Annotated in this window: 26 protein-coding genes; 7 read left to right on the forward strand and 19 right to left on the reverse strand. The window is 61.4% G+C overall.

Features of this window, described 5'->3' with window-relative positions; translation table 11 throughout:
• Positions 1-134: 134 nt before the first annotated feature.
• The 3 genes from KJQ96_RS21000 to KJQ96_RS21010 are packed head-to-tail and all read left to right on the forward strand — an operon-like array spanning position 135 to position 2931.
• On the forward strand, positions 135-1184 hold the full coding sequence (locus KJQ96_RS21000; protein ID WP_213288445.1) for an aromatic ring-hydroxylating dioxygenase subunit alpha: 1050 nt from the start codon (positions 135-137) through the stop codon (positions 1182-1184).
• Positions 1185-1188: 4 nt separating this feature from the next.
• A complete protein-coding gene (locus KJQ96_RS21005; protein ID WP_213253809.1) occupies positions 1189-1941 on the forward strand; it encodes a GntR family transcriptional regulator in 753 nt (250 codons plus the stop codon).
• Positions 1942-1950: 9 nt separating this feature from the next.
• Complete coding sequence (locus KJQ96_RS21010; protein ID WP_213288446.1) at positions 1951-2931, forward strand: PDR/VanB family oxidoreductase; 981 nt, start codon at positions 1951-1953, stop codon at positions 2929-2931.
• A 31-nt stretch (positions 2932-2962) separates the two neighbouring features.
• Here KJQ96_RS21010 and KJQ96_RS21015 read toward each other — a convergent pair whose 3' ends face one another.
• The 9 genes from KJQ96_RS21015 to KJQ96_RS21055 form a co-directional block, all read right to left on the reverse strand.
• Positions 2963-3670, reverse strand: a complete 708-nt coding sequence (locus KJQ96_RS21015) for a hypothetical protein (protein WP_213288447.1) — start codon at positions 3668-3670, stop codon at positions 2963-2965.
• Positions 3671-3722: 52 nt separating this feature from the next.
• Positions 3723-3914: a hypothetical protein gene (locus tag KJQ96_RS21020; protein WP_249734296.1), complete on the reverse strand. Its 192-nt coding sequence runs from the start codon at positions 3912-3914 to the stop codon at positions 3723-3725.
• A gap of 1701 nt (positions 3915-5615) precedes the next feature.
• Entirely contained in the window at positions 5616-6269 is a 654-nt protein-coding gene (locus KJQ96_RS21025) for a glycerophosphodiester phosphodiesterase (protein ID WP_213288449.1), read from the reverse strand.
• Between the two features lie 148 nt (positions 6270-6417).
• Entirely contained in the window at positions 6418-6918 is a 501-nt protein-coding gene (locus KJQ96_RS21030; RefSeq protein ID WP_213288450.1) for a cupin domain-containing protein, read from the reverse strand.
• 642 nt (positions 6919-7560) lie between these two features.
• Positions 7561-7971, reverse strand: a complete 411-nt coding sequence (locus KJQ96_RS21035) for a hypothetical protein (protein ID WP_213288451.1) — start codon at positions 7969-7971, stop codon at positions 7561-7563.
• A gap of 16 nt (positions 7972-7987) precedes the next feature.
• Positions 7988-9631 carry a GMC family oxidoreductase gene (locus KJQ96_RS21040; RefSeq protein ID WP_213288452.1) on the reverse strand — a complete coding sequence of 548 codons (1644 nt, stop codon included), beginning with the start codon at positions 9629-9631 and terminating at the stop codon, positions 7988-7990.
• A 24-nt stretch (positions 9632-9655) separates the two neighbouring features.
• Entirely contained in the window at positions 9656-10249 is a 594-nt protein-coding gene (locus tag KJQ96_RS21045; protein WP_213288453.1) for a GNAT family N-acetyltransferase, read from the reverse strand.
• A gap of 157 nt (positions 10250-10406) precedes the next feature.
• The gene (locus KJQ96_RS21050; RefSeq protein WP_213288454.1) at positions 10407-11333 is read right to left on the reverse strand and encodes an SMP-30/gluconolactonase/LRE family protein; all 927 of its coding nucleotides are present in this window, start codon (positions 11331-11333) and stop codon (positions 10407-10409) included.
• A 149-nt stretch (positions 11334-11482) separates the two neighbouring features.
• Positions 11483-12316 (reverse strand): AraC family transcriptional regulator, encoded by an 834-nt coding sequence (locus KJQ96_RS21055; protein ID WP_213288455.1) that lies wholly within the window; start codon positions 12314-12316, stop codon positions 11483-11485.
• Between the two features lie 118 nt (positions 12317-12434).
• On the opposite strand from KJQ96_RS21055, the gene KJQ96_RS21060 reads away from it, so the two are divergent.
• Positions 12435-13541, forward strand: a complete 1107-nt coding sequence (locus KJQ96_RS21060; RefSeq protein WP_213288456.1) for a mandelate racemase/muconate lactonizing enzyme family protein — start codon at positions 12435-12437, stop codon at positions 13539-13541.
• A 14-nt stretch (positions 13542-13555) separates the two neighbouring features.
• Here KJQ96_RS21060 and KJQ96_RS21065 read toward each other — a convergent pair whose 3' ends face one another.
• Positions 13556-13939, reverse strand: coding sequence for a hypothetical protein (locus KJQ96_RS21065; RefSeq protein WP_375293192.1), 384 nt, complete (start codon positions 13937-13939; stop codon positions 13556-13558).
• 206 nt (positions 13940-14145) lie between these two features.
• Here KJQ96_RS21065 and KJQ96_RS21070 point away from each other — a divergent pair, with 206 nt between their 5' ends.
• On the forward strand, positions 14146-14379 hold the full coding sequence (locus KJQ96_RS21070) for a hypothetical protein (protein ID WP_213288457.1): 234 nt from the start codon (positions 14146-14148) through the stop codon (positions 14377-14379).
• 226 nt (positions 14380-14605) lie between these two features.
• On the opposite strand, the gene KJQ96_RS21075 is transcribed toward KJQ96_RS21070, so the two are convergent.
• Positions 14606-15040 carry a cupin domain-containing protein gene (locus KJQ96_RS21075; RefSeq protein WP_213288458.1) on the reverse strand — a complete coding sequence of 145 codons (435 nt, stop codon included), beginning with the start codon at positions 15038-15040 and terminating at the stop codon, positions 14606-14608.
• 308 nt (positions 15041-15348) lie between these two features.
• Complete coding sequence (locus KJQ96_RS21080; protein WP_213288459.1) at positions 15349-16002, reverse strand: glutathione S-transferase family protein; 654 nt, start codon at positions 16000-16002, stop codon at positions 15349-15351.
• A gap of 174 nt (positions 16003-16176) precedes the next feature.
• On the opposite strand from KJQ96_RS21080, the gene KJQ96_RS21085 reads away from it, so the two are divergent.
• Both KJQ96_RS21085 and KJQ96_RS21090 read left to right on the forward strand, forming a co-directional pair.
• Positions 16177-17400 (forward strand): polyhydroxyalkanoate depolymerase, encoded by a 1224-nt coding sequence (locus KJQ96_RS21085; protein WP_213288460.1) that lies wholly within the window; start codon positions 16177-16179, stop codon positions 17398-17400.
• 193 nt (positions 17401-17593) lie between these two features.
• Entirely contained in the window at positions 17594-18388 is a 795-nt protein-coding gene (locus KJQ96_RS21090) for an extracellular solute-binding protein (protein WP_213288535.1), read from the forward strand.
• Positions 18389-18567: 179 nt separating this feature from the next.
• On the opposite strand, the gene KJQ96_RS21095 is transcribed toward KJQ96_RS21090, so the two are convergent.
• The 7 genes from KJQ96_RS21095 to KJQ96_RS21125 all read right to left on the reverse strand — a co-directional run bounded on the left by KJQ96_RS21095 (position 18568) and on the right by KJQ96_RS21125 (position 24639).
• The gene (locus KJQ96_RS21095; RefSeq protein ID WP_213288461.1) at positions 18568-19371 is read right to left on the reverse strand and encodes a hypothetical protein; all 804 of its coding nucleotides are present in this window, start codon (positions 19369-19371) and stop codon (positions 18568-18570) included.
• Positions 19368-19775, reverse strand: coding sequence for a hypothetical protein (locus tag KJQ96_RS21100; RefSeq protein WP_213288462.1), 408 nt, complete (start codon positions 19773-19775; stop codon positions 19368-19370). Before KJQ96_RS21100 ends, KJQ96_RS21095 begins: the two co-directional genes overlap by 4 nt.
• A 64-nt stretch (positions 19776-19839) precedes the next feature.
• A complete protein-coding gene (locus KJQ96_RS21105) occupies positions 19840-20652 on the reverse strand; it encodes a hypothetical protein (protein WP_213288463.1) in 813 nt (270 codons plus the stop codon).
• A 78-nt stretch (positions 20653-20730) separates the two neighbouring features.
• A complete protein-coding gene (locus KJQ96_RS21110; protein ID WP_213288464.1) occupies positions 20731-21510 on the reverse strand; it encodes a hypothetical protein in 780 nt (259 codons plus the stop codon).
• A gap of 179 nt (positions 21511-21689) precedes the next feature.
• Entirely contained in the window at positions 21690-21848 is a 159-nt protein-coding gene (locus tag KJQ96_RS21115; RefSeq protein WP_213288465.1) for a hypothetical protein, read from the reverse strand.
• A gap of 140 nt (positions 21849-21988) precedes the next feature.
• On the reverse strand, positions 21989-23725 hold the full coding sequence (locus KJQ96_RS21120; RefSeq protein WP_213288466.1) for a bifunctional protein-serine/threonine kinase/phosphatase: 1737 nt from the start codon (positions 23723-23725) through the stop codon (positions 21989-21991).
• 62 nt (positions 23726-23787) lie between these two features.
• Entirely contained in the window at positions 23788-24639 is an 852-nt protein-coding gene (locus tag KJQ96_RS21125) for a formate/nitrite transporter family protein (protein ID WP_213288467.1), read from the reverse strand.
• Between the last annotated feature and the right edge of the window lie 700 nt (positions 24640-25339).

Raw genomic sequence — 25339 nt, forward strand, 5'->3', positions numbered from 1 at the left:
ACAATCGCGTTGTTTGATGCGGGCTTAGCGCCATGTATACTTTGTAGGTATTATGATAATCTAGACTGCTGAAATTTGCCTTAAAGCCTATAGTACTGTATACACTCTGAACTCAGAACGTCAGGAGTGCATCAATGCCGTCCTCATTCCCCCTCAATGCCTGGTACGCCGCCGCCTGGGACGTCGACATCAAGCGCGCGCTGTTTCCGCGCACGATCTGCGGCAAGCATGTCGTGATGTACCGCCAGTCCAACGGGCGGGTCTGCGCGCTGGAGGACGCCTGCTGGCACCGTCTGGTGCCACTCTCGAAGGGACGACTCGACGGCGATACAGTCGTCTGCGGCTATCACGGGCTGAAATTCAATGCGCAGGGCCGCTGCACCTACATGCCCTCGCAGGAGACTATCAATCCCTCCGCCTGCGTGCGGTCCTACCCGGTGGTCGAGCGCCATCGCTTCATCTGGCTGTGGATGGGCGACCCGGCACTGGCCGATCCCGCGCTGGTGCCTGACATGCACTGGAACGACGACCCCGCCTGGGCGGGTGACGGCAAGACCATTCACGTCAAATGCGACTACCGCCTCGTGGTCGATAATCTGATGGACCTCACCCACGAAACCTTCGTGCACGGCTCCAGCATCGGCAATGATCACGTCGCCGAAGCCCCGTTCGACGTCACCCATGGCGACAAGACCGTCACCGTGACGCGCTGGATGAAGGGTATCGACGCGCCGCCGTTCTGGTCCGCGCAGTTGCAGAAGCCGGGCCCGGTCGACCGCTGGCAGATCATCCATTTCCAGGCGCCCGGCACCGTCAATATCGACGTTGGCGTCGCGCCCGCCGGCACCGGCGCGCCGGAGGGCGACCGCTCGCAGGGCGTCAACGGCTTTGTGCTCAACACCATGACGCCGGAGACCGACACCACCTGTCATTACTTCTGGGCCTTCGTCCGCAATTACCGGACGACCGAACAGAAACTGACCACCGAAATTCGCGAAGGCGTGTCGAACATCTTCCACGAGGATGAAACCATCCTCGAAGCGCAGCAGCGCGCGATGGACGAGAATCCAGACCGCACGTTCTACAATCTCAACATCGATGCGGGAGCGATGTGGGCGCGGCGCGTGATCGACCGGATGGTGGCGCGCGAGAGCGCACCGCAGACCATGCAGGCTGCGGAGTGAGGAAATGAGCGAGCGTGACGCCGAACGCTCCGTGTCGCAGACCGTGCGGGCGCAGCTCGCGCTGCGTGACATGATACTGTCCGGGAGGCTGCGCCCGGGCGAACGCATCTCCGAACTGCAGGCGGTCGACGTCACCGGCGTGTCGCGGACCCCGGTGCGGCTGGCGCTGGTCCGGCTGGAGGATGAAGGCCTGCTGCAAGCGATCCCGTCCGGCGGCTTCATGGTGAAAGCATTCACCGAGCGCGACATTCTGGACTCGATCGAGTTGCGCGGCACGCTTGAGGGCCTCGCCGCGCGCTTTGCGGCCGAGCGCGGCGTCAGCGCGCGTAGCCTTGAGCCGCTCAAGGAGTGCCTTGCCGATCTCGACCAACTGGTTCGGCAGGACCCGATCTCGGTCGAAGCCTTTTCCGCCTATGTGACGATGAACGCGCGGTTTCACGCGCTGCTGAACGAATTGTCCGCCAGCGCGCCGCTGATCCGGGAGATCGACCGCGTCTCGGCGCTGCCGTTCGCTTCGCCAAGCGCGTTCGTGATGGCGCAGTCGGCGCTGCCCGAGGCGCACCAGATCCTGCTGATCGGGCAGGATCATCACCGCGTCGTGGTCGATGCGATCGAGAACCGCGAGGGCGCGCGGGCCGAAGCCGTGATGCGCGAACATTCCCGCCTCGCCGCGCGCAACCTGCGGCTCGCGATCCGAAACCGCACGCATCTCGATTTGCTGCCCGCGCTCGCCCTTTTGAAATCGCCAGTCGAATAGAGATAGCCCATGCGTTTTGCTGAGCAATGGAGCTGGTGCACCGTCGAATCGATCCGCGACGTGACGCCGACGGTCCGCGAATTCCGCCTGCGTCCTGAAAGCGGCCGAGTGGCGCCCTACTCGGCAGGCAGCCATATCGGCGTCTCCGTGCTGATCGATGGACAGCCGGCGCGGCGCTCCTATTCGCTGGTGGAGAATGACGATGCCGGCACTTATCGCATCGCGGTGCGGCTGGCGCCGGACAGCCGCGGCGGCTCGCGCGGCATGTGGAATTTGCGAGCTGGCGCGCGGATCGAAATCTGCAACCCGAGCTCTCTGCTGCATGTCGATTGGACGAGGCGAAATTATTGCCTGATCGCCGGCGGCATCGGCATCACGCCGATCACCGGTATCGCCGCCGCGCTGTACCGCAGGAATATCGACGTCACCTTGCACTACGCGGTGAAATCGCGCGGTGATGCAGCCTTCGTCGACGAACTCTCCGCGCTGCTCGGCGACCGGCTGAACGTCTACGCCTCCGACGAAGGCGCACGGCTCGATCTCGAAGCCACCTTCCGCGCACTGCCGGGCGACGCCATCGCCGTCATCTGCGGACCGATGCGGATGCTGGAAGCTGCGCGGCGCGCCTGGAACGAGGCAGGTAGAGCGCCCGCCGATCTGCGCTATGAAACTTTTGGATCAAGCGGCGTGAAGCCAACGGCTGAATTCCGCGTGCGGCTGAAGGATACCAACACCGAATTGATCGTGCCGCAGAACAGCTCGATGCTGGATGCGCTGAACGGCGCCGGCTTCGAGGTGATATCGGACTGCCAGCGCGGGGAGTGCGGCGTCTGCGCCGTGAATGTCGTGGCCGTCGAGGGCGAGATCGATCATCGCGACGTGTTCTTCAGCGATCAGCAGAAGCAGGACAACCGCAAGATCTGCCCCTGCGTGTCACGCGCGATCGGTGTCGTGACCATCGATACGCTGTACCGGGCTGAGGCTGTCTAAGTTCATCCTTAGGGCCAAGGACGAACGCGAGCTATTGTTGTGACGACAGCTGGATTATCTGGCGCCCGCTATTCATCGCCTTGAGATTGTTGACGTACTCCTCAGGGCGCTGCCAGCGGTGAGGAACTTTTAGTCCCATGAACTCCGCGATGCTACCGATAAACGCAGTGCAATTGGTTGTCTCAGCGTTCCAAACCGGTGAACTCGCCTGTAGTTTCTTGATGTATGCGAAAACCTTTTTTGCATCCGGCTCATTCAAGTAAACCCGGTAACTAGCGGTCAAGTACTGCGGATCAAGATCGCCATAGCTTGCCGTGGTCTCGGACGGCACCCACAACAAATGACCAAGGACATAAGCTGCAGTGTCTCCAGCAGGGGTAAGGCCCGCGACTTCAACTGCTCGCTCGCTTGTCTTCCCGAACCAGACGAAAGCGTGTCCCCAGCTCGCCGCCGTCCTGGCTCTGAAATCAACGTAGTACGGCCCCTTTGCTGATCCCGATCTCGGCTTTCGAGTCGACTGTGGCGCCGGTTTCGATTCAATGGGCGCATCACTGGAAACAAGCGCGTTCGCGGCGGCGGCGCGCTTGTAGACCTCCCGTTTCTGGGAAATGACACGTTCCGAGCGGGCGCGAGTGTCAATCTCGCGTGCAGAAGCTGATTGGATGTTGCTCTGAAGCAGGACAGCGAGTGTGAATCCCGCAAGCAAGCATATTCCCAACCTCTTCGGCCTATTTGACACGCTTCGCCCTTCAACTGTCGACGATAAAGGTCAGATTCAGCGAGACCTTAAGTCAATACCGCGCATAGGGCCGCGGCGGTGCGACAGGCGTCTTGCCGATTGGCGTCTTCCCGATTGGGGTCTTGCCGATCGGCATCTTGCCGATTTGGGCCGTCTGATAGACGGGCTGTCGGCGCGGAATGTCGGCAGCACCAGCGGCAGTCACCACGGCAAGCGTTGCACCGGCAACAATCACAATCTTCATCACGGTACTTTTCCTCTAGGTTAGAAGAAACGAGGCAGTAGACTGCTTCGCGTTCCCCTCAGACCCGCCGTGAGCATGACCGTCGGAATACGTCTACAGTGCGGCAGATCAGACAGGTTCGAGCGATAGGTCTGCAGTGCGGCAGATATGAGACACGCGGGAACCTCGACCCTTATTGGGTCTATGGCGCGATAGCCGAACGCCAGTGTCGCGCCCAATCCATCCGATGGCGATGCCAAGCCGACATTGACGACGGGCCTCCGTTGTTCGGCTTAGAGTCACACTGGGAAGTCCGGAGGTGATCGGCAATAGAGTAACAGAGGCTGCCATGCGGGCAGCCTCTCGATGCCTTGAAGCTATCCCCACACCGTCGCCTGGCCCCGTCATGGGGACTCATCCCAACGTGGAGATGAAACGACAAGGCTCACGCCCATCCCGAACTCACGTGTGGGCTTCGGATCGGTCCCCAACAACCGTTGTGCGGCCTCGGCGTTTGTGGCGCACCGCTCGAGCCAGCGAGCCACGAGAAAATCAACCCGCGCGGCAAATCGCCGTTGAGCCGCTGCTAGCACAGGCCTCGCGCCCAAGCTCTGATCGCATGGTTTCTTGACGTCGTTGCGGGCGTTCATCTTGCCCTCCTGCCGGTTCGGCGGAGGGAGCGGCCCTGCGCCGAGAGTTACACTCTTGCTTTGCGGATCAGCCCCGCTTCGAGCTGAAAATTCGGACCCCGCGTCATCACGGGCATGCACGACCAATCGGCCAGCCGAATAAGCGGCCGGACGCGGGCGGCAGTCTCTGCGATGTGTGTGCGCGCGTTACGCATTGCGGTCCTCAAGAGTGCAGGCAATTTCACCCGCGACGAATGTCATGATCTAAGCGCAGAGAAAATTCGACGCGTCAAATGTTTTATGTTCACGAGGTGCGGAATTCGTTGCGTGCCAGTAATTTTCGAACGTCAGCGGAGCCGGCTTGGTTCGAAAATTTCAGGCTATTGTCAGTTGAGCGGAAGTGGCGGTTTACTTGGCCATGTCCGGTCTACCCCGGCAAGCACACCCAATCGGACGGATCGGCATTTCCACCGCGGGAGCATTAGCTGAACTTGCAGCCTATCTCCGGCACTTCGTTCTGCCGCGAGAACAGACGTTGCCCATCGTGATCGTCGCTTCGACGGCTACTTCTGTGTTGGCGCGGGCGGCGTTGCAGGCGGCGAGGGCGTTGTCGTAGTCGTATCGAATCCGCCGTAAATATAAATGAGCACTCCAGCAAGAATAACCACCACGGCAGCGATCAGTATGTTTCTATTGAGAGGCGTCATGACAAGTGGCTCCGCCGTAAGTTAACCGTCGGCCCCAAGCTTAGGTTACTCCATTCTGGCAATCATCCATACTAGGCCACCCGAAATTTCAAACTAGGCCAATAGGGATCAAATCAAGCCAGCACCCGGCCGCGCATGGCAGAGATTGGCAATTCCAGAACCTTTCCTGAACTCAGCAGATGCGAGCGAAAGTCCGTTGAGGGTCATTAGCGACATTCGAATCGAAGGCCAATCACTTCCGCTCTTCCCCGACTAGTAGATGTTTTCGGGGCCGGTCGGCATGTCTCGAAGGGGCGAAAAGGCGACATCACCGAAACAGCCGGTCCGCCACGCCAGATTAGGCCGATCTGTCATAACTTCACGGGCCACGAACGGGTTTGCGCGGCCTAATCAGGCATGGTGCTGCGGCCGATAGTACTGTCGACGTCGGCAACCGCCCTGTAGAGGCGCTGCCGTGAGAGCCAATGAAGGTCGTCCATGCGTTGCACGATTCCTACCACAACCGGCACGTGGTGGCGTCGCACAAGCTGCTCAAGAGAGAAAACGGACCACCAGGCGCGAAAAGCGACTCGTGTCCAAGTGCGTGCGTCCCAGCCGAGCAGGAGGACATCCGGCGCATACCTGCGCACCGCACGATTCAGGTTCCACGGGTACATGACGATGATGCCCAGGCGCACCGGTCGCGCACCCTCCCACGGAAAGGATCTCGCGACGGCGGCAAAGGCAAATACGACCGAGCGACGGGCCACGTCGCTAGCAACCAGCCTCTCGATGACTCCAGAGACAAGTCCCGTCTCCTTCACCTCCACGAACAGTTCAAGGTCAGTTGGTGAAAGAAGCGACAGTGCCGCATCGAGGGTAAGCGCATTCTCGACATGAAGCGGCGGGTCGTGTGACACCACCAATGTGTCGGAATCCGCTGCAAGGCAGACGTCGAATTCGACGCCAGATATTCTGCCGTCACGGGCGGCACGTGCGAACGCCGCGAGCGAGTTTTCACCCGGACCTGCGGACCATCCACGATGCGCAATAAGCTTCATGACGAGGTCCGTAAAGCCAAGCTGTGCGCGCCGGGCGATCTCCCGTAGAGAGAAATGTCAATCCGCGGCCACGACGTTGACCCTGATCAGCGCGGCGGCGCGGGCTTCTTTAGATAGCGGGCGTGCCGACTGGCGCTAGGACCGGCGGCTATTTCGCCGCGATGGTTGTGGGTTTACCCTCCTCGCCGACGAAGACCACCAGGACCTTAGCCGGAACATTGCCCTTATTGAAAAGCTGGTGTTGGTGATTGAGAGCCTCGATGTAGGCTTCGCCGGTTTTATATTGATACGGTTGTCCGCCGTGACTCTGCAACTCCACCTCGCCCTCGAGGACATAGACGTAGGTCGGTACCGGGTGCTCATGCAGTGGCGTGCGGCCACCGGGCTCGATGGTCCCAATAACGGAGATCATTTCTGGCTTGTCTGTCTTCGGATAAACAATCGGCTGCTTGTCTCGGGTTTGACCTGTCTTCAGCAACGGCTGGGTCTTGAAGCCGGCCGGCAGCGCACTGTCCTGGGCGCGCACTGTCGCGGCTCCGGTCACGAGCCAGATTGCCGCCAGCACGCTGGCAGTCGAAACGAAACGTGTGGGCGTCATGGCGATGTCCTCCTCGTTGCGAATGCGCCCCATGAGAGCGGACAGGATCATGCGCCAGGCTTCCAAGCCCGAAGTGGGTAGCTGCGGTCGTCTTCTCGGAACGGCTGCGTCAGCATCTGGTCGAGCCGCTGCTCGCGCGCGTCGCCGAACGGCTTATGCCAATCGTCATGTCCTTGTGACCCGCCCTGGGTCACATTCAATAATTCACTGTATCCTCCCCAAGCGCGCGTTCTACGCGCAATTTGCCGCGGCGAAAGCGATGGCCCGTGAGCATCGCTTGGAGCCGCCGGAACTTATTGCGAAGGGCGATCGCGGCTTTGAAACTTTGGTCTGGCGCTAGCCCTAAATGCCTTGGCGCGAGCGTCGGCTCGTCACCAATCTCGTCTTGTCTCCCGGGTCCATCCCTCCCCGATTAGCCGCTCGTTTGAACCTCAAGCCATAGCTGGTTAGAAAAAGCCGAAACGCATCCGTGCGCCTTCTCTTACTTTTTACTGGACGTAGCGCGAACGAACTATGGCAGTCCGGCAGGTTGCGCCCAGGAGGGCGACAAGCCAGCCGAGCCTCCGTGCCGCCATCCCTGACATTTGCTGCCCTCGATGACCGAGTTGGGCCACGAGCGGCAATACTCCAACTGATCGTAAGCTGTCCGCTTCTCTCAGAAGCGGACATCTACGCCCTTATGAGTCCACGCCCCTAAAAGAATTCGTCGAGGAACGCGGCCGCTTCGTCCGAGATGCCGGCGATCTTGTTCGTTGCCTGACGATAGAACTTGAAATTGAGCTCGGTCCCGGGCTGGCCGTCATTCCAGTCGGTGAAATGCTTGAGTTCGCTCCGGCCCAGCGGCCGCTTCGCGAGCGCGGTGCGTCTGATGGTGACGCTCACGCGCGGTGTTTGCCTGATGATGCCGCGCTTCCTGGCGATCGCTTCGGCTGAAATAACAACGCCGCGCGCGATAAGGCCCTGCCCGCCCTCGTTCTCGCTCGCGAACACGAAAACCATATCGCCTTCGGCGATACGCTTGCCGCCGTACATGGTCTTTTGCGCGGTGAATGCGAACGTCTTCGGCCGCAGATCGGAAACCTCGGCCTTGATCGCGAACGCCATGCTCCTCGTGCCAATGCTAGGCCGACACCGGGAATCTGACGGCTTCCAGCGCGGTCTTGCCGCGGATCATGTCGGAGGCCTTGTCGGCGATCATCATGGTCGAGGCGTTGAGATTGGCGGAGATCATACGCGGCATGATCGAGGCGTCGACGACGCGCAGGCCCTGCAGTCCGTGCACGCGCAACTGATCGTCGACCACGGCCCATTTGGCATCCGCCGGGCCCATGCGGCAGGTGCAGCCGGGATGAAACGTGGTGGTGCCGCGCTCGGTGGCGGCCGCCAGGAATTCGTCGTCGCTCTGCACCTTGGGTCCGGGGAAATCCTCATAGGCGTAATATGGCGCGAGCGGTTTGGACGCGAGCAGCCGGCGCGCCAGTTTCATGCCGGCGACGACGACGCGGCGATCGATCTCTTCCACCAGATAATTGGTCTGGATGATCGGCGGCGCGAACGGATCGGCGGAGCGGATGCGGACATAGCCGCGGCTCTCCGGGCGCTGCTGCCAGGAGGCGACCGTCATGCCGGGCTCGTCCTCGAGCTGGCCCTGCACGCCTTCCTTGTAGCTCGCCGGCGTAAAGGTGAGCTGCAGGTCGGAGCTTTCGGTGGTCTCGCCGGAGTGCCAGAAGCAATAGACCATGGTGGGCGACAGCGACAGCAGGCCGCGCCTTGTCGTCGCCCATTTCAACGCCTCGACCCACAGGCTCAAACCGCGCCTGAGTTCATTGATGGTCTTGATGTTCTTGACGCGAGCGACCGAGCGCGGCGCATAGTGATCCTGCAGGCCTTCGCCGACGCCCGGCAGCGCGTGACGGACCTCGATGCCATGCGATTGCAACAACTCCGGCGAGCCGATGCCGGACAATTGCAGCACCTGCGGCGAGTTATAAGCGCCGCCGCAAAGAATGACTTCCTTGTTGGCGCGCACCTCGACGGGCGTGCCGCCCCTGCCGCCCCGGAGATAACGCACGCCGACCACCCGCTTGCCTTTGAAGATGAGGTTGGTGACATGCGCGTGCGTGCGCACATCGACATTCGGCCGCTTCCGCGCCGGATGCAAGAACGCCTTCGCGGCGCTCATGCGCAGACCATTCTGGATGGTGCGCTGGCAGTAGGAGACGCCCTCCTGGATCGCGCCGTTGTAATCGGGATTTTTGGGAATGCCGAGGCTGACAGCGCCTTCCATGAAGGCCTCGCACAGCGGATCCTGCCAATCCATCGTGGTGACGGTGAGGCTGCCTTCGCGGCCGCGATAGGTCTCGTCGCATTCGCCGACGCGGCACTCCAGCCGCTTGAAATAGGGCAGCACGTCCGGATAGCCCCAGCCGCGATTGCCGAGCTGCGCCCAGGTATCGAAATCCTGGCGCTGGCCGCGGTTGTAGATATGGCCATTGATGGACGACGAGCCGCCCAGCGTCTTGCCGCGCGGCGCGTAGATGCTGCGCCCGCCGGTCCATGGCCCCGGTTCCTGCTGATAGGCCCAGTTGACGCTCTTCATGTGGAACGTCTTGATGAAGCCGGCGGGCAGATGGATGTAGGGATGCCAGTCCTTGCCACCCGCTTCGAGCACGCAGACGCGGCTGGAAGGATCCTCACTGAGCCGGTTGGCGAGCACGCTGCCTGCGGAGCCCGCGCCGATAATCACATAATCGAACGTTTCCATCGTCTCTTTTCTGGCGCGGCTTGGTTACCGCGGCTTATCGTTGAGTTGATAGGTGAGATGCGCCTTCACCGTCGGCCATTCGCTGGCAATGATGCTGTAAACCACGGTATCGCGCAATGTCCCGTTCGGCGCGATCTGATGGCTGCGCAGGATGCCGTCCAGCTTGGCGCCCAGGCGCTCGATGCCGCGCCGGCTCTGGTGATTGAAGAAATGGGTGCGGAACTCCACTGCAATGCAATTCAACTTCTCGAACGCGTGCGTCAGCAGCAGCAATTTGCACTGCGTATTGAGCGCGCTGCGCTGCACGCGCTTGGCGTACCAGGTCGAGCCGATCTCGACGCGACGGTTGGCGGCATCGACGTTCATATAGGTCGTCATGCCCGCGATCTTGCCCTCGGCGTCACAGACCGTGAACGGCAGCATCGATCCCGCCGCGAACAGGCCGAGACGGCGATCGATTTCTTTTTTCATGTTTTCGGCGGTCGGAATGGCGGTGTACCAGAGCTTCCACAGCTCGCCGTCTTTTACCGCTTCCACCAGGCCGTCGACGTGATCGTGCGACAACGGCTCCAGCCGCGCGTGCTCGCCGCGAAGGGTAACAGGTTCAAGAAAGGCCATTCAAAAACTCCGTTGTCACGCACTCATTGTGGAGCGGTCGCGATCCATCCTCCCCGTCATTCCGAGATGGTGCGCTAGCACCAGACCCGGAATCTCGAGGTTCCGGGTCTGGTCCTACGGACGATCCCGGAATGACGATTGCGTTGTCGCGCAATCGTCATTTGTTCAAGAAATTCAGCGCCAGTCCCGCCCGCGCCCAGTCCATCGCAATCAATTCGCCTTTGCCAGACAGCGTGATGTACGCCGTCTTTAGCTCCGGCCCGCCGAATGCGATGTTGGTGGTGACGCGGTCACCGGTCGGCACCTGCTCGACCAGGGTGCCATCGGGCGCGATCACCGAGATGCAGCCCGACACCAGCGTCGCCACGCAGACATTGCCGTTTGCTTCTACCGCCATCGAGTCGAACATCTGGTAGCCGCCGAGCCCCGCGATCGGCTTGCCGCGCTCGCCGCGATAGATCACATCGCGCGGCTTGATGGTGCCGGGCTCGGAGATTTCATAGGCCCACAGCCGCGCGGTCGGCGTCTCCGCGAGGTACACGGTCTTCTCGTCCGGCGACAGGCCGATGCCATTGGCGGGCAGCACACCGTGCACGGCCTCGACGATCTCCGTCATGCCCGGCTTGAGATAATAGAACGCGCCGACATCCATCTCGCGGGCGCGACGCTTGCCGAGATCGGAGAACCAGAGGCCGCCGTGCCTATCGAACACGAGGTCGTTGGGGCCCCGCAGGGCGTGCTCACCGCATTTGGTGACGACGGTCTCGATCTTGCCGCTCTGCAGATCCACGCGCTGGATCGAGCCGCCCTGATAATCATCGGGCTGCGGCCCCGGCATGATCATCTTGCCGGTCGGAATCCAGCTAAAGCCGCCATTGTTGCAGATGTACATCTTGCCGTCGGGGCCGAGCGCTGCGCCATTGGGGCCACCGGGAATTTGCGCGACGACCTCCTTGCGCCCATCAGGATAAACCCGCGTCAGCCGCTTGCCGCGGATTTCGACCAGCACCACCGATCCGTCCGGCATGACAACCGGGCCTTCCGGAAACTCCAGATCGGTGGCGAGAACGCGGATATCGGCCATGAATCCTCCCGGCTTGCTTTTGGCTGCAGGCGGATTTCTGGCTCGGCCCCGCACGCGCAACAATTCGTTGCGGCTGTTATGGCAAAGTCGGTTTGGCTTGCCAAGCAATCACGGGCAACGAAGCGGCGCAGGGCAGCATTGCGGAGACGCTACTCCTTGACCGGAATCCAGATCTCCAGCCCGCCATTGCCGGTGGCGGGGTCGAAATTCTCGTCGTAGCGCTCGAAGCTCGGCGCATCTGCCGCCTTCACGCCGGATGCCGGCAGCCAGTGATTCCAGATGGTGTTGACGGTGCGGCGAATGGTCGAGATGTGGTCCGTGTGGGTAAACACCGCATACTTCTGTTCCGGAATGCGCACGCGGGCGAACTCGCGCGGCAGGTCGGAGAAGTCGGCGACTTCGACGCCGGCGATGTAATCGAAGCCGGAATCGTCGCCATTGCAGCAGACGCCGTAGGCCACGTTGCCGACCCGGTTCGGGATGTCATCGACAGTTTGGTGAAACTTCTGCCACTGGTTCGGAATGCCGGCGCCGCCGTTCTCATGCGTGCAGCGTTCGCTGATGCCGGCGATCAGCAACGGCTTAGAAGCTTCGAAACGCGGCGGCTTGAGAGTATCGAGCAGGGTTGAATCCATCATGATGGGCTCCTGAAGCCTGAGATGATCAAGGCACGTTGTGGCGCGGACCGCTTCGGGCGTTGTGCCGAAATGGTCGCGGAACGCACGGGTGAACGCTTCGTGAGAACTGTAGTCCGCATCCAGCGCGAGGCTGAGGATGTCGGGCGCGCCGGCGGCCAGCGCCTGCGCCGCCTTGGTCAGCCTGCGGGCGCGCACATAGCGCATCACCGAAAGGCCGGTCGCGGCGGCAAACGCCCGCACCAGATGGAAACGCGAGACACCGGCAATGCCCGCGATCTCATCGAGCGTCAGCGGCTCGGCGAGATGGCTTTCGATGTACCAGAGCGCCTTCTGGGCTGGATTCATGACGGACAGCTCTCATGCGAAGCGTTGGCATTATCGGCGGTTCCGCCGCGCTTCATTTGACAGTCCTTGCTCTCCGATCGTGCCACTGACAAGGTAGGGAACGCTTTCGGAGGGTACCATGCTGATCACCAATGTCCGGGCGCACCATATCCGTATTCCCTATGACGCCGGTGTCGCGAGTTTCAAGCAGGGCGCGTCCGCCATCTCGGCGCTGGAAATCGTCATGGTGGAAGTTTCGACCGACGCCGGCGTCACCGGCTGGGGCGATGCCTTTGCCTATGTCTGCCCGCGAACCAGCTACGCCGCCATCGACGAAATGATTGCGCCGCAGGCGCGGGGACAGGAAGTCCCAGATGCGGCCGGCATTCCCGCCTTCATGGAACAGATTCAGCGCAACCTGCATCTGTTCGGCCGCTATGGGATCACCATGTTTGCGATCTCAGCGCTGGATATTGCGCTGTGGGACCTCGCGGCAAAGGTCAAGGGCCTGCCGTTGCACCGCCTGATCGGCGAAGCCAGGCGCACTCGGATTCCTGCCTATGCGAGCCTGCTGCGGATCGGAAAGCCAGAGCTGATCGCAAGTGAATGCGAGACCGCGCTGCGGGAGGGCTACAAGGCGATCAAGCTGCACGAGACCACAACGCCTGCGGTATATGCCGCGCGGCAGGCGATCGGCGCCGGCATTCCGCTGATGGTCGACTTGAACTGTCCGCTGAATGGCGAGGCCGCGATCGCCTTCGCGCATTCCTGCCGCGACGCAGCGCCGATGTTCCTCGAGGAGCCGGTCTGGCCGCCGGAAGATTTTGCAACGCTGGCCGACGTGCGAAGCAAGGGCGGGCTTAACGTTGCGGCCGGAGAGAATGCCTGCACGGTTCATCAATTCAGGCAGATGCTGAAGGCGGGCGCGGTAAGCCATGCGCAACCCTCCGTCATCAAGGTCGGCGGCATCACCGAGTATCTCAGGGTCGTCGACCTCGCCGACGAATTCGGCGTCAAGCTTGCACCGCATTCACCGTATTTCGGCCCGGGCTTCCTGGCGACGCTGCACTTGATGTCGCTGCGCGACGACTCGAGCTTTGTCGAGGTGTTCTCCATGAAACGCGCCGCCTGCTTGTGGCGCGGCCGCATCGACGTCGATGCCAATGGTAATGTGGAGGTGCCGCAGGGGCCGGGACTTGGTTACGAACCGGATAAGGCCGTCATGGAGCAATACCGCGTGGCGTAATCCGCGAGGCAGCCCTACTTGGTGCCGTCTTTCGGCGTCGCCGCATCCTTCGCAGCAGGCGCTGAATCCTTCGCCGTGGGCGCAGCGGTCTTCTTCGCATCCTCCGCCGCCTTGTTCTGCGCCGCCTGCAACTCGCCGACCAGCTTCTGCAAGCCAATGACCGCGCTCTTCAGCGCCTCGATCTGCCGGTTGCTGGCATCAATTTTCTGCTGATGATCGGTGGTGAGTTTTGTGATCGTCTTCTGCAGGAAGTCGACATTGCTCTGCAGGCAAGAGGTGCGCCGCTCCATGGTTCTTTCGACGGTGCAGATCTCGATGCCGGGAACGTCCTGCGCGTGGACGCTCGCCGGCAACAAAGCCATCAGCAGCGCGATGGCGACGATCATGATCCTGGGCATCGGAGCAATCATCAAAATCCTCGTTCCACAAGCATCTCACGCAGGGGAACGTCTATCACAGCAATTTGCGCGAAGCAGGGCCCCGTCCCCAGAGATACCATACTGATACCTCATTCAGGCGTTGTGCTTCATCCCGTTAACAGTGGATGGATTTCGCCGCACCTCAAACCGGTGTGTTTGCCGGGTGCGGCAGTGGAGATTGATTGATGGCAACGCGTGAAAAACGACTGGCGCAGTTCGACGGCAATGGGGAGCCGCCGCAGAACCTGCCGGTGGAAGTTCTTTGCGAGGATCACAGCGGAACCTATCAACTGCCGTTCGCCTGTCGATGGATCGACGGTCAATGGCGCAATGACAGGACCGGCGGCATGGTAGAGGCCACCGTGGTCGGTTGGCGACTGCCGCGGCCGAGATCTGAAAATGCCGCGGAAAGGCCCTGACCCGTCGCAGATTGCGTCAAAATGCGACGGACGCGCGCGGAACTTTAAGGTTCGGAACAGCTACGGAACGAACCGCGCCCGAATCACTGATTTGGCGTCGTACGCTCCTGTTCACGGCTAAATGTCGGGCGCCATCCCAGCCGGCGCACCACATAAAGCACCACAGCAATCGGCCGCAGCCAGCGGCCGACGACAAAGGTTAATTCCTCAGGCGACGACACGGCGGTCAGCTCCACGGCGTGGGCGGCGGCACCTTGTCGACCGCCGGAGGCACGTCGACGGTCTTGAAGTCGGCGGGGCTGACGATCTCGAGGTACTCCATGTCCTTCGAGTAATCGTACAGGTAATGCGTGATGCCGGGTCGCTGGTGCACGACATCGCCGGCCTGCACCAGGGTTGACTTGTCCTCATACATGAAGCGCGCCCAACCCTTGGTCATGATCACGATCTGGAATTCGCATTCGTGCTTGTGCCAGCCGGTGCCCTCTTCAGGCGGCAAGTCGGGGTTGGCCTTGACCAGATGGCAAATCACCTGCCCGCCGGTGGCATCGGCAATGCCGAGATCGCGATACAGGAAGAAGTCGCGCAGACCTCCGCCCTTAAACTCGGTATCGCCGGGTTTGACGTGAGAGAATTTACTGACGACGGCCTGCTTGTTCATCGAAGCCTCCACGGTTCGCGTTGGCGGGACCGCGACAGGCGAAGAGCGTCCAAATTTTCGGCAGCGTCGCATCGTCGCGTTCACGGCTGCATGCTGCCATGCGAAATCCACGCCAGTCGCGTTGCGATGCAGCGATCTGGCCGGCATCGGTTCAGTGAACAGCTTGGCCGGAGGCAGAAATCCGGTTTCAGCAGCTTGCGAAAACGGTGAGGGGACCGGGCGCTGCGCCGGTCACGGGTGGCACGGGCTTGAGCAAAGCCTGCCCGTTGCCTGAGCCGTCCAAACGGGCATGGCCGCGCCAGGCCTGCCTAATATTCGACCTCGAGTTCCTCGATATCGGCCGGCTCGGCTTTGGCGGCCTCGATCCATTCCTGCATCTCTGGTATCGCCATGATGGTGTTGGCGTAGGCCGCGAGCTCGGGCTCGAGCTTGACGTCATAGGTCATGAAACGGGTCACGACGGGCGCGTACATGGCGTCCGCCATGGTGCGCTCGCCGAACAGGAACGGCCCGCCTGATTCCGCAAGGCATTCGCGCCAGATGGTGCAGACCCGGTCGATATCGGCCTGCGCGCGCGACCAGATCTTGAAGCCCGGGAAATGGCCCTTCAGGTTGACCGGCAGCGAGGCACGCAGGGTGGTGAAGCCGGAATGGATTTCACCGCAGATCGAGCGGCAATGGGCGCGCCGGATCCGGTCGGCCGGCAGCAGGCCGGCGTCGGGCATAACCTCGTTGAGATATTCCGCGATCGCCAGCGTATCCCAGATGGTGGCGCCGTCGTGGCGCAGGCACGGCACCAGGATCGACGACGACAGCAGCAGGATTTCGGCCCGCGCCGAGGCATCGTCGGGAGCGGTGATGACCTCCTCGAACTCAAGCCCTGAGAACTTCGCCAGCAGCCAGCCGCGCAGCGACCAGGACGAGTAATTCTTGCTGGATATGGTCAGTGTGGTCGTCGCCATATGGCCTTCCCTCGAACCCAAAACGCCTTTGCCAGGCAAGGACGGCCGACCGCGCCGCCGCCCAATGCCTGTGCGTCGGGCATTTGTACAGCAAGCCACGTGCCAGTTTCAGAGGCGGCCAGCCCGGCTCTGGCGTCGATATTGCATGGCATCACGCGACAGGGGCTGATGTGAATGATGTCAATGATGTACCAGGCCTATCAGAACCACATGGACCTGACGTCGCCATGGCGGACCGGGGCGGCAGCGGCGCTCAGATATCTGAACCTGGTGCCGCAGGGCGTCTCCGACAAATTGTTCGGCCGGCTGGCCGCTTCGCTCGAACTGATCTCGCGCTCCACGCTCACCTATCACCGGCCAGCCTATGGCATCGACAGCGTACTGGTCGGCAATCGGGAGCTGGAGGTAACCGAGGAAGTCACCTTCGCCACCCCGTTCGGCTCGCTCTTGCATTTCAAGAAGGAGAACGCGCCGGAGCAGCCGCGACTGTTGCTGGTGGCGCCGATGTCCGGCCATTTCGCCACGCTATTGCGCAGCACCGTGAAGACGTTGCTGCAGGACCACGACGTCTACATCACCGACTGGCACAATCCGCGCGACATTCCGCTTCATGCCGGCCGGTTCGGGTTGGAGGATTACACCGACCACCTGATCACCTTCCTGGACAAGATCGGTCCGCGTGCGCACATGGTGGCGATCTGCCAGCCGTCGGTGTCGGCGCTGGCTGCGGCTGCCGTGATGTCGGAGGATAATCACCCCGCCCGCCCGGCGACGCTAACCCTGATGGCCGGGCCGATCGACACCCGGATCCAGCCGACCAAGGTCAATGAATTCGCCAAGAGCAAGCCGATCAACTGGTTCGAAAAGAACCTGATCAATTACGTGCCGGTGCAGTGCAAGGGCGCGTTCCGAAAAGTCTATCCCGGCTTCGTGCAGCTCACCGCCTTCGTATCGATGAATCTGGAACGCCACATCAAGCAGCACGTCGACCTCGCCAATCATCTCGCCAGGGGCGAGAAGGAAAAAGCCGCTATCATCAAGACCTTCTACGACGAATATTTTGCAGTCATGGACCTGCCCGCCGAATTCTATATCGAGACCGTGCGCGACGTGTTTCAGGACCATCTGTTGCCGCAGGGCAAACTGATGCATCGCGGCCGGAAGGTCGACCCGGCCGCGATCAGGCGCATGGGCCTGATGACGGTCGAAGGCGAGAGGGACGATATCTGTTCGATCGGCCAGACGCTGGCGGCACAGGACCTCTGCACCGGCGTGCGCGCCTATCGCAAGGTGCACCACATGCAGGCCGGCGTCGGCCATTACGGCGTGTTTTCCGGCAAGCGCTGGAACAACGAGATCTATCCGCTGCTGCGGGACTTCGTGCATTTGAATTCGTGAGGGGCGCACCGCTCTCTCCACGTCATTGCGAGGAGCAAAGCGACGAAGCAATCCATTGGCTCCCCGTGCGCCGAGAGATGGATTGCTTCGCTTCGCTCGCAATGACGGAGTGGCGGGTCTAGCCGTCCTCCCTCTCGCGCGCTAGCATTTGCCAAGATCGACCGCTCAAGAGTCGTCCCGGGAGGAATTCATGATGCGGCTTTCAAAAACACTTCGCACCCTCGCGCTCGCCACTCTCAGTGCGTTCCTGCTGACCGTCACAGCCACGGCTGCCGAGGTGCGCGTGATGATCTCGGGCGGACTGTCGGCCGCCTACAAGGCGCTGATTCCGGAATTCGAACGCAGCACCGGCCACAAGGTGCTGACCGCTTACGGGCCGTCGATGGGCACGACCACGAATGCTATCCCGGTGCGGCTGGAGCGCGGCGAGCCGGCCGACGTCCTCATCATGGTCGGTTATGCGCTCGACGATCTCGCCAAGAAAGGCAAAGTGACTGCCGGCTCCAGCGTTGATCTCGTCAAGTCGCCGATCGGGGTTGCCGTTAAGTCGGGCACGCCGAAGCCCGACATCTCTACGGCGGATGCGGTCAAGCGCGCCCTGCTGGCGGTGAAGACGGTCGCCTATTCCGACAGCGCCAGCGGCGTCTATGTCTCGACCGAGATGTTCGGCAAGCTCGGCATTACCGACGCCATGAAAGACAAAGCCAGGAAAATCCCGGCAACGCCGGTCGGCGAGATCGTCGCGCGCGGCGATGCCGAGATCGGCTTTCAGCAGATGAGCGAATTAAAGCCGGTGGAAGGCATCGAGATCGTCGGCCCGCTGCCGAACGAGTTGCAGAAGATCACGGTGTTCTCCGCAGGGATCGCCAGCGTCTCGAAAGAACCCGAGGCCGGCAAGGCGCTGATCAAGTTCCTAGCCTCACCCGCCGCGCGTCCCGAAATCGTCAAGAGCGGGCTGGACCCGATTCCGGCGGGCGCGACGAACTAAAGCACCGCAGGGCCTGGACACAAAATCGCGAAAACAACCCCATGCACAGTAGGCTTGCGCCCCGGCTCGCAGCACTCGTGCTGACCTGCGTCCGGGCACGAGAAGAAAAAGCTCGCTCATCGTCCATGTCTGGCATCACACCAGCAACCCAGGTAGCTGGTCGGTCTCCGGATGTGCGCTCAGCAGCGGGTGAGATAACGGCACGCCACCTCGCGAGCAAAGCGCAGGCGACGGTTGGCATAGGCGCGGCCGCCATAGAGGCGGAAGTCGACAAACGTGGCAAAGGCCACGACACCCTCGGTGATCGACATCGTGTAGTTGCACTGGAACACGGGGTTCAGCGTCCCCTGACAGCGCGCTGAGAAAAACTCGTCGTCGGATCCGCCGACATAATAGGAGAAGCTGGAGACGCCCCGGTAATGCGCCAAGCCTTCAAAACTGTCGGCCTGCCGATTCGGCGCGGATCGCGTAACATTGGCACGTACATCAGCGGCATAGGCTTCATTTGGCTTTGTGCTGGGGCTGATCTGAACCGACGTCTGTTCGGTGCGCATGCGCTGGCCGGCAGTCGTACGGTCAAGGCCGTCTCGCCGCGCCCGCTCCGCCACCGCCACGCTCCAGGCCTCGCCGCTACCGTCAGCGAACACGAGTTCGACCTCGTTCGAACTCAGTTGCGGCGGCAGCGGCCCTTGGCCACTGTGTGGCGCACGATTGACGAAAACCACATAGGCTCGCGGCACGACGAGGTCTGGGAAGTTGGCTTTGCCGACCACATCGTTGACGAGGCTGATGCGGATCGGGGTCATGTCGAGCAAGAAGTGGAGATAATCCGCCCGGCCCAGATTGGGCACTTCGTCGGCATGGGCGAGATCGACGCAGAAGCCGCCCAACACCCTCAATGCGACCGCAGCAACGAGCGCCAGGTCCATGCGACGGCACACCCGCTTCATGGTGCCGGCGCGCTTCAGTGGATTGCCGCTCATCCTTCGCACTTCCACTCCTTGCGGGTGCTCGGATCAGGTCCAGCAAGTTCCGTGTAGTACGTCGAGACGCGATACGGGCTAACTCCTTGCTGAACGAGATTTTGCCAGACCTGAACGAATACCTCTTTGTCGAAGTGGGTCCTTATGTTGACCGCTCTATAATTCATTTCACAAAGCTCGCTGCACCGTCGGTAAAGCTCCACCGCGTCGGCGTCTGGATACTGTTGCTTTATTTTGTAATAGCCAAAATCATATGACGCCTCAAACGGCACATCGGCACCGCCGACGATCAACTTGAAGTGCGTCCTGCGCTCCATCGGAGGCTCATCGCGCACCCATTGAACCGCCAGACCGCTTTCCACATGCGTGGAGCGTCGTCGTTCCGGATCGAGTATGATCGTCATGCCGCCATCTTCCTCAGACTTCGCAACGAGTGTACCAACACGGTCGGAACGCCTGCCGCAACGCTTATGAGCCGTGCGTTTGTCCGATCCCATATTTGGCCTTGAATTTTGTCAGCACGCGCCGCGCGAGGATGATGCCTCCTCCCGGCGAGGGGGCGATCCACTGATAACCGCCCTCCGGCAGTAGTGCGTCTGGCTGCCAGGCACCATCCCGCCAAAGATTATTCAGCACGACCGTCAAGGAGAGGGGGTCGTCAGCGTGATCCTTGAATATCTCTACAATCTCGTCAGGCATCGTCCGCACGATCTCGTCGGATTCGGATTCGAGCTGGCGCTCTTCTATTTCCGCCAGCGACTTGAAGTCCTCGTTCCAGAAATGGCCGGCGACCATCGTCGGACCGATCTTGTCGGTCCAACGATATTGCGCACCCACCGGCTCGAGATAACCCGCTTCGGCAAGCGCTCGCGCGGCGTTGCGATGTATCTCCCGGCAGTCAAACGGCTCGCGGCCGGTAGGCATCGGCGGGTCGCCATATCCGCAAACGACCCCCAGATAGGCTTCCAGCATTTTTGCGAAGCGTGGGTCATCTTTCCTGACCCGCCCTGCCAGAAATTCTGGCATCGCATCGGCATCCATCGTCAAGGCGTGCAGGCAGTACCAGGTCTCGCCCGGCTTATCCGCCCGCGGGACGGGCGCGAGCAGCCCGAACTTCGTCAACGTGGCCGTCGCTTCTTCGAACGCCGTCATGGAGTCGTGATAGAAGGTCGCGCCCTTGCGTCTTGGAGGGCCATCCTGGCTATGCTTGGTCAGGTGACGCACGATCGAGGCGGCAAGCTCACCGCAAAGCCGGCCTTCGATACCATCTGTCTCAACCATGCGGCCACCCCTCCATGCCTTCAGACACCTTCCGGTGGCTGCAGATACAGGCCAGAGCCGGAAGGCTTGCCGCAACGCTCATGTGCCGCGCTCCTCTGCGATGCCATATTTGGCCCTGAATTTTTCCAGCACGCGCCCCGCGAGAACGGTTCCTCCTGGCACGTCGATGTCATGCTCGTTCTCCGATGGCGCATCCAGCCGCCACATGCCATCCCTCCAAAGTTTGCCGAGAACAACCCACATGCCCAGCAGATTGTGAGGGTGGTCCCTGAAGATCTCCACGACCAGGTCAGGCATTGTCCGCACGATTTCATCGGATGCGGCTTCCAGCTCGCGCTGTTCTATCTCCTCCACCGACTCGAAGTTCTCGTTCCAGAAGTATGCGGCGACCATCGCCGGACCGATCTTGTCTGTCCAACGATACTGCGCGCCCACCGGCTCGAGATAGCCCGTTTCGGCGAGCGCCCGCGCGACGTTGCGATGTATCTCCAGGCAGTCAATCGGCTCGCGGCGCGTTGACATCGGCGATGCGCTATCACAAACGACCCACAGCCATGCTTGCAGCAATTCTGCAAAGCGTGGGTCATCTTTCCCGACACGCCCTGCCAGATATTCCGGCATCGCATCGGCGTCCATCGTCAAGGCGTGCTCACAATACCAGATCTCACCGGGCATATCCGCCCGCGGGACGGGCGCGAGCAGCCCGAACTTCGTCAACGCGACCGTCGCGGCTTCACGGTCCGACGTTGTCTCGTGATAGAAGGCCTCTCCCTTATGCCCATGCAGGGTCACATGGCGCGCGATTGAGGCGGCAAGCTCACCGCAGAGCCGGCCTTCGACATCACCTGTCTCCATCATGTCGCCAACCCTTCATGCGGGATGTACGCCCGATTCGTCTCCCGAAGATAAAGTTAGACGTCGCACCTACCGGTTGCAAACGACCATCAGGAGCGAGCCCTAACGCTTCATGAAGGGAGGAGAGTGATCTGCCGCGGTTGGGCTCTCGAGCCATAAAGGCAAACGCCGGATTGTCGCGCTCACTCGATCTCGCTTTCGTCAGGTAAAGTGCCGTTAAGGATCTTTGAAAGAGTATCGGCGTCGGCCTCGGCAGGAAGAGAGGAAATTATCGGATGGGGCGGCAGGCAAATCCACTTCGATACCGACGTGGATTCGATCGCGGCGAATTGACCCGTCATCGCCCGGCTCGACCGGGCGATCCAGTACGCCGCGGCGCACATTTTAAAAAAAACTAGCTACACGGCGTACTGGATGCCCCGCCGGAGCCTGTCATCGGGCGCGCATTCGCGCGACCCGTTGGCGGAGCATGACGGCGGAGCTAGCGATGCATCCCGTGCTGCATGGCGAGCAGCACGATCACGGCGAGCGCCAGCACGACCGTCGTGGTTTTCCAGAACAGCAGCGGATTGCGCTCGATCAGCGGCGTTGACGACGTGCTCAGATAGTTTGCATTGGGATGGCGCAGGTCGAACAAGAATTCCGAGAAACTGTCGTAGCGCTTGTAGGGATTGGGATGCACCGCCTTTTCCAGCGTGCCGTCGATCCATTGCGGCAACTCGCGATCGCCATGCGACGCCGGGCGATAGACCAGCCTGTTGAATTGCGACCTGGTCCGCGCCTTTGCGATCTGCGCGCCGTAGGGCAGTTTTCCGGTCAGCATCTGGTAGGTGATGACGCCGAGTGAAAACAGGTCCGAGCGCGTCGTCGCCGGCTCGCCGAGGAAATATTCGGGCGCGGTGTATTGCTGGGTACCGAGAATGTCATTGCGGATGCCGGATGGCTCGGCCTCGACCACGCCCGTGATTTTCGTCGAACCGAAATCGATGATCTTCACGGTACCCGTAGCATCGATCATGATGTTGTCGGGCCTGACGTCCTGGTGCAGCATCTCTTTGCGATGGAAGGCGCGCAGCCCCTTGGCGATCTGCTCGACGATGCCGCGCACGGTTTCCAGGCTCGGTTTCGGATTGTCGATCATCCATTGCGTCAGCGTCTGACCGTCGATGTATTCGGTCGCGACATAGAGGAAGTTGCGCTTGCGCTGCAGCAGGCAGGGTTTCAGCACATGCGGGCTGTCGATCCGCCGCGCCACCCACTCCTCCATCATGAACCGCTTCAGGTAAGCGGGATCGTCGCGCAAATCGATCGACGGGATCTTGATGGTGACCACCGCGTCGGTTTCGATATCGACGGCAAGGTAGATGTGGCTGCGGCTGGAGCCGTGCAGCTCGCGGACGATTCGGTAACCGTCGAACACCGCCCGCGCCTCCAGAAGCGGCGGCAGCGGCAGTTCGTGCGGCTGGGCGAACACTTCGCTGGCGGCGCCGTCGGGCACCTCATCAACGCGCACGATCTGGACCGTGAGATTATCCTTGCTGCCAGCTTCAAAGGCCTGGTCGACAATCCCCTTCGCGGCCGCATCGAGATCGGCGCCGCCCTCGTTCACCGCCTTTGCAATGCGACGGGCGCTAAGATGCTCGTAGATGCCATCGGTCGCGAGCACAAAGACGTCGCCCGGCTCGAGCCGCAGCATCTGGTAGTCGATCTCGATTTGCGGATTTACGCCGAGCGCCCGGCCGAGATAGCTCTGCTGCGAGGAGATGACGATGCGGTGGTCGTTGGTCAATTGCTCCAGCGTGTTGCCGGAGAGACGATAGATTCGGGAATCGCCGATGTGAAAGAGATGCGCCGTGGTCGACTTGATGACCATGGCGGAGAGCGTACAGACGTAACCGCGGTCCTTGTCATAGGCATACTGGCTGCGCGTCTGCGAATGCAGCCAGGAATTGGTCGCCTCCAGCACGCGCTGCGCCGAGGTGCGCACCGACCATGATTCCGAGGTGCAGTAATAGTCGGTCAAAAAGCCCTTGACCGCCGATTCCGCGGCGACCCGGCTGACCTTGCTCGTGCTGATGCCGTCGGCCAGCACGATGGAAATGCCCTTGAGGCTGAGCAGCGGCTCGTCCGGGATCAGGACGCCATGGAAATCCTGGTTGGTTTCCTTGAGGCCCTTATCGGAAAATTGTCCAACCGATATTTTCAGCTCGCGCGGCATTCCCGGCTTTCACGACGATGGGCCTCTCCCCTTGCGAGGAGAGGCCCATCCTCATCTTAAGATCAAGCGGCAATGCGCGAGGACGGCCGCGAAGATGCCGCAGCCGACGCGCTGCGCGACGGACCGGTCTTGACGTGGGTCGCGTACAGCGTCAGCCCGGTAAAGGCGAGGCCGCCGACGAGGTTGCCGATGACGGTCGGAATCTCGTTCCAGAAGATGTAATCCCACCAGGTGAACTTGCCGCCGAGCAGGAGCCCGGACGGGAACAGGAACATGTTCACGATGGAATGCTCGAAGGTCATGAAGAAGAACAGCATGATCGGCATCCACATCGCGATCACCTTGCCGCTGACGTGCGTGGAGATCATCGCGCCGACGACGCCGGCCGATACCATCCAGTTGCAGAGCATGCCGCGGACGAACAGCGTGAGCATGCCGGCCGCGCCATGATCGGCATAGCCGACGGTGCGGCTCTCGCCGATTGTGCCGATCACCTGGCCGACCTTATCCGGCGGCTGCGACCAGCCGAAGGTAAACACGATCGCCATCATCACGGCCACCGTGAAGGCGCCGGCGAAATTGCCGATGAAGACGAGGCCCCAGTTGCGCAGCACGCCGCCAATCGTCACGCCAGGGCGCTTGTCGATCAGCGCCAACGGCGCCAGCACGAACACGCCGGTGAGCAGGTCGAAACCCAGCAGATACAGCATGCAGAAGCCGACCGGGAACAGCGCGGCGCCGACGATCGGCACACCGGTCTGCACATTGATGGTGATCGCAAACGCCGCGGCAAGCGCAAGGATCGCTCCTGCCATGTAGGCGCGGATGACCGTATCGCGCGTCGACATGAAGATTTTGGATTCTCCGGCGTCGACCATCTTGGTCACGAATTCCGAAGGCGCGAGATAGGCCATTCCAGTTCCCCTTTCGAGACAACGTTGAAGCGCGCCGGATGCTGCGCAGCCGTGCACCGATTGAATGAAAAATCTTGCCGTCCTCGTGCGCGACAGATCCCGCGCCGCCTTTGAACGGCACAGAACGACGCGGGGTCATGCCCGACAGGAACTTAAGGATGCGCGAGCTGTCGTGAGGTGGTCCCGAAGACTGCTCGCAGCGCCTCACGCGAGGCCGCTTGATCCCAACGCCTTCGGCCAACGCTGGCCTTGGCAATCCGAACGGACGGCAGTCGTCATTGACTGAGACAGGATTAAGCAATCGATGTGCCAACCCGAAATCGAGCCGTAGGCTCAAAAAGGCGCGTATTTCTACGTGGTTATGGTTCTATCGCGCGGTGCCCGGAGATGAACCGCTGCCTTGTATTTGTGCAGTTGCACATATGTTAGCGCCTGCTGCGCAGCGCCTCGTCACAAACTCGCTGTCGTCCCGGACAAGCGAGCACAGCGAGCGTCGATCCGGGCCCCATCACCACAGGGCAAAGTTTTGCGAACGCTGGCGCCTCAGCGTCTTCCAACAACCCAATCCTGTGGTTATGGGTCCCTGCGTTCGCAGGGACGACGGCGGTACAAGCCTCGCCTCGCAATGAAATCTGAATTCGCAAAACTCGCTGTCGTCCCGGACAAGCGAGCACAGCGAGCGCCGATCCGGGACCCATAA

The sequence above is a fragment of the Bradyrhizobium sp. sGM-13 genome (genome assembly GCF_018398875.1).
In the GTDB taxonomy this organism is placed as follows: Bacteria; Pseudomonadota; Alphaproteobacteria; order Rhizobiales; family Xanthobacteraceae; genus Bradyrhizobium.

What these genes read in the sequence shown, in the direction of transcription:
- KJQ96_RS21100 (WP_213288462.1), bottom strand. Translation starts at nt 19,775, where the DNA reads ATGACGATCATACTCGATCCGGAACGACGACGCTCCACGCATGTGGAA.
- KJQ96_RS21005 (WP_213253809.1), top strand. Translation starts at nt 1,189, where the DNA reads ATGAGCGAGCGTGACGCCGAACGCTCCGTGTCGCAGACCGTGCGGGCG.
- KJQ96_RS21065 (WP_375293192.1), bottom strand. Translation starts at nt 13,939, where the DNA reads ATGCCCAGGATCATGATCGTCGCCATCGCGCTGCTGATGGCTTTGTTG.
- KJQ96_RS21080 (WP_213288459.1), bottom strand. Translation starts at nt 16,002, where the DNA reads ATGGCGACGACCACACTGACCATATCCAGCAAGAATTACTCGTCCTGG.
- KJQ96_RS21020 (WP_249734296.1), bottom strand. Translation starts at nt 3,914, where the DNA reads ATGAAGATTGTGATTGTTGCCGGTGCAACGCTTGCCGTGGTGACTGCC.
- KJQ96_RS21105 (WP_213288463.1), bottom strand. Translation starts at nt 20,652, where the DNA reads ATGGTTGAGACAGATGGTATCGAAGGCCGGCTTTGCGGTGAGCTTGCC.
- KJQ96_RS21060 (WP_213288456.1), top strand. Translation starts at nt 12,435, where the DNA reads ATGCTGATCACCAATGTCCGGGCGCACCATATCCGTATTCCCTATGAC.
- KJQ96_RS21025 (WP_213288449.1), bottom strand. Translation starts at nt 6,269, where the DNA reads ATGAAGCTTATTGCGCATCGTGGATGGTCCGCAGGTCCGGGTGAAAAC.
- KJQ96_RS21035 (WP_213288451.1), bottom strand. Translation starts at nt 7,971, where the DNA reads ATGGCGTTCGCGATCAAGGCCGAGGTTTCCGATCTGCGGCCGAAGACG.
- KJQ96_RS21055 (WP_213288455.1), bottom strand. Translation starts at nt 12,316, where the DNA reads ATGAATCCAGCCCAGAAGGCGCTCTGGTACATCGAAAGCCATCTCGCC.
- KJQ96_RS21125 (WP_213288467.1), bottom strand. Translation starts at nt 24,639, where the DNA reads ATGGCCTATCTCGCGCCTTCGGAATTCGTGACCAAGATGGTCGACGCC.
- KJQ96_RS21030 (WP_213288450.1), bottom strand. Translation starts at nt 6,918, where the DNA reads ATGATCCTGTCCGCTCTCATGGGGCGCATTCGCAACGAGGAGGACATC.
- KJQ96_RS21070 (WP_213288457.1), top strand. Translation starts at nt 14,146, where the DNA reads ATGGCAACGCGTGAAAAACGACTGGCGCAGTTCGACGGCAATGGGGAG.
- KJQ96_RS21095 (WP_213288461.1), bottom strand. Translation starts at nt 19,371, where the DNA reads ATGAGCGGCAATCCACTGAAGCGCGCCGGCACCATGAAGCGGGTGTGC.
- KJQ96_RS21040 (WP_213288452.1), bottom strand. Translation starts at nt 9,631, where the DNA reads ATGGAAACGTTCGATTATGTGATTATCGGCGCGGGCTCCGCAGGCAGC.
- KJQ96_RS21110 (WP_213288464.1), bottom strand. Translation starts at nt 21,510, where the DNA reads ATGATGGAGACAGGTGATGTCGAAGGCCGGCTCTGCGGTGAGCTTGCC.
- KJQ96_RS21120 (WP_213288466.1), bottom strand. Translation starts at nt 23,725, where the DNA reads ATGCCGCGCGAGCTGAAAATATCGGTTGGACAATTTTCCGATAAGGGC.
- KJQ96_RS21050 (WP_213288454.1), bottom strand. Translation starts at nt 11,333, where the DNA reads ATGGCCGATATCCGCGTTCTCGCCACCGATCTGGAGTTTCCGGAAGGC.
- KJQ96_RS21075 (WP_213288458.1), bottom strand. Translation starts at nt 15,040, where the DNA reads ATGAACAAGCAGGCCGTCGTCAGTAAATTCTCTCACGTCAAACCCGGC.
- KJQ96_RS21000 (WP_213288445.1), top strand. Translation starts at nt 135, where the DNA reads ATGCCGTCCTCATTCCCCCTCAATGCCTGGTACGCCGCCGCCTGGGAC.
- KJQ96_RS21115 (WP_213288465.1), bottom strand. Translation starts at nt 21,848, where the DNA reads ATGACGGGTCAATTCGCCGCGATCGAATCCACGTCGGTATCGAAGTGG.
- KJQ96_RS21090 (WP_213288535.1), top strand. Translation starts at nt 17,594, where the DNA reads ATGCGGCTTTCAAAAACACTTCGCACCCTCGCGCTCGCCACTCTCAGT.
- KJQ96_RS21010 (WP_213288446.1), top strand. Translation starts at nt 1,951, where the DNA reads ATGCGTTTTGCTGAGCAATGGAGCTGGTGCACCGTCGAATCGATCCGC.
- KJQ96_RS21085 (WP_213288460.1), top strand. Translation starts at nt 16,177, where the DNA reads ATGATGTCAATGATGTACCAGGCCTATCAGAACCACATGGACCTGACG.
- KJQ96_RS21045 (WP_213288453.1), bottom strand. Translation starts at nt 10,249, where the DNA reads ATGGCCTTTCTTGAACCTGTTACCCTTCGCGGCGAGCACGCGCGGCTG.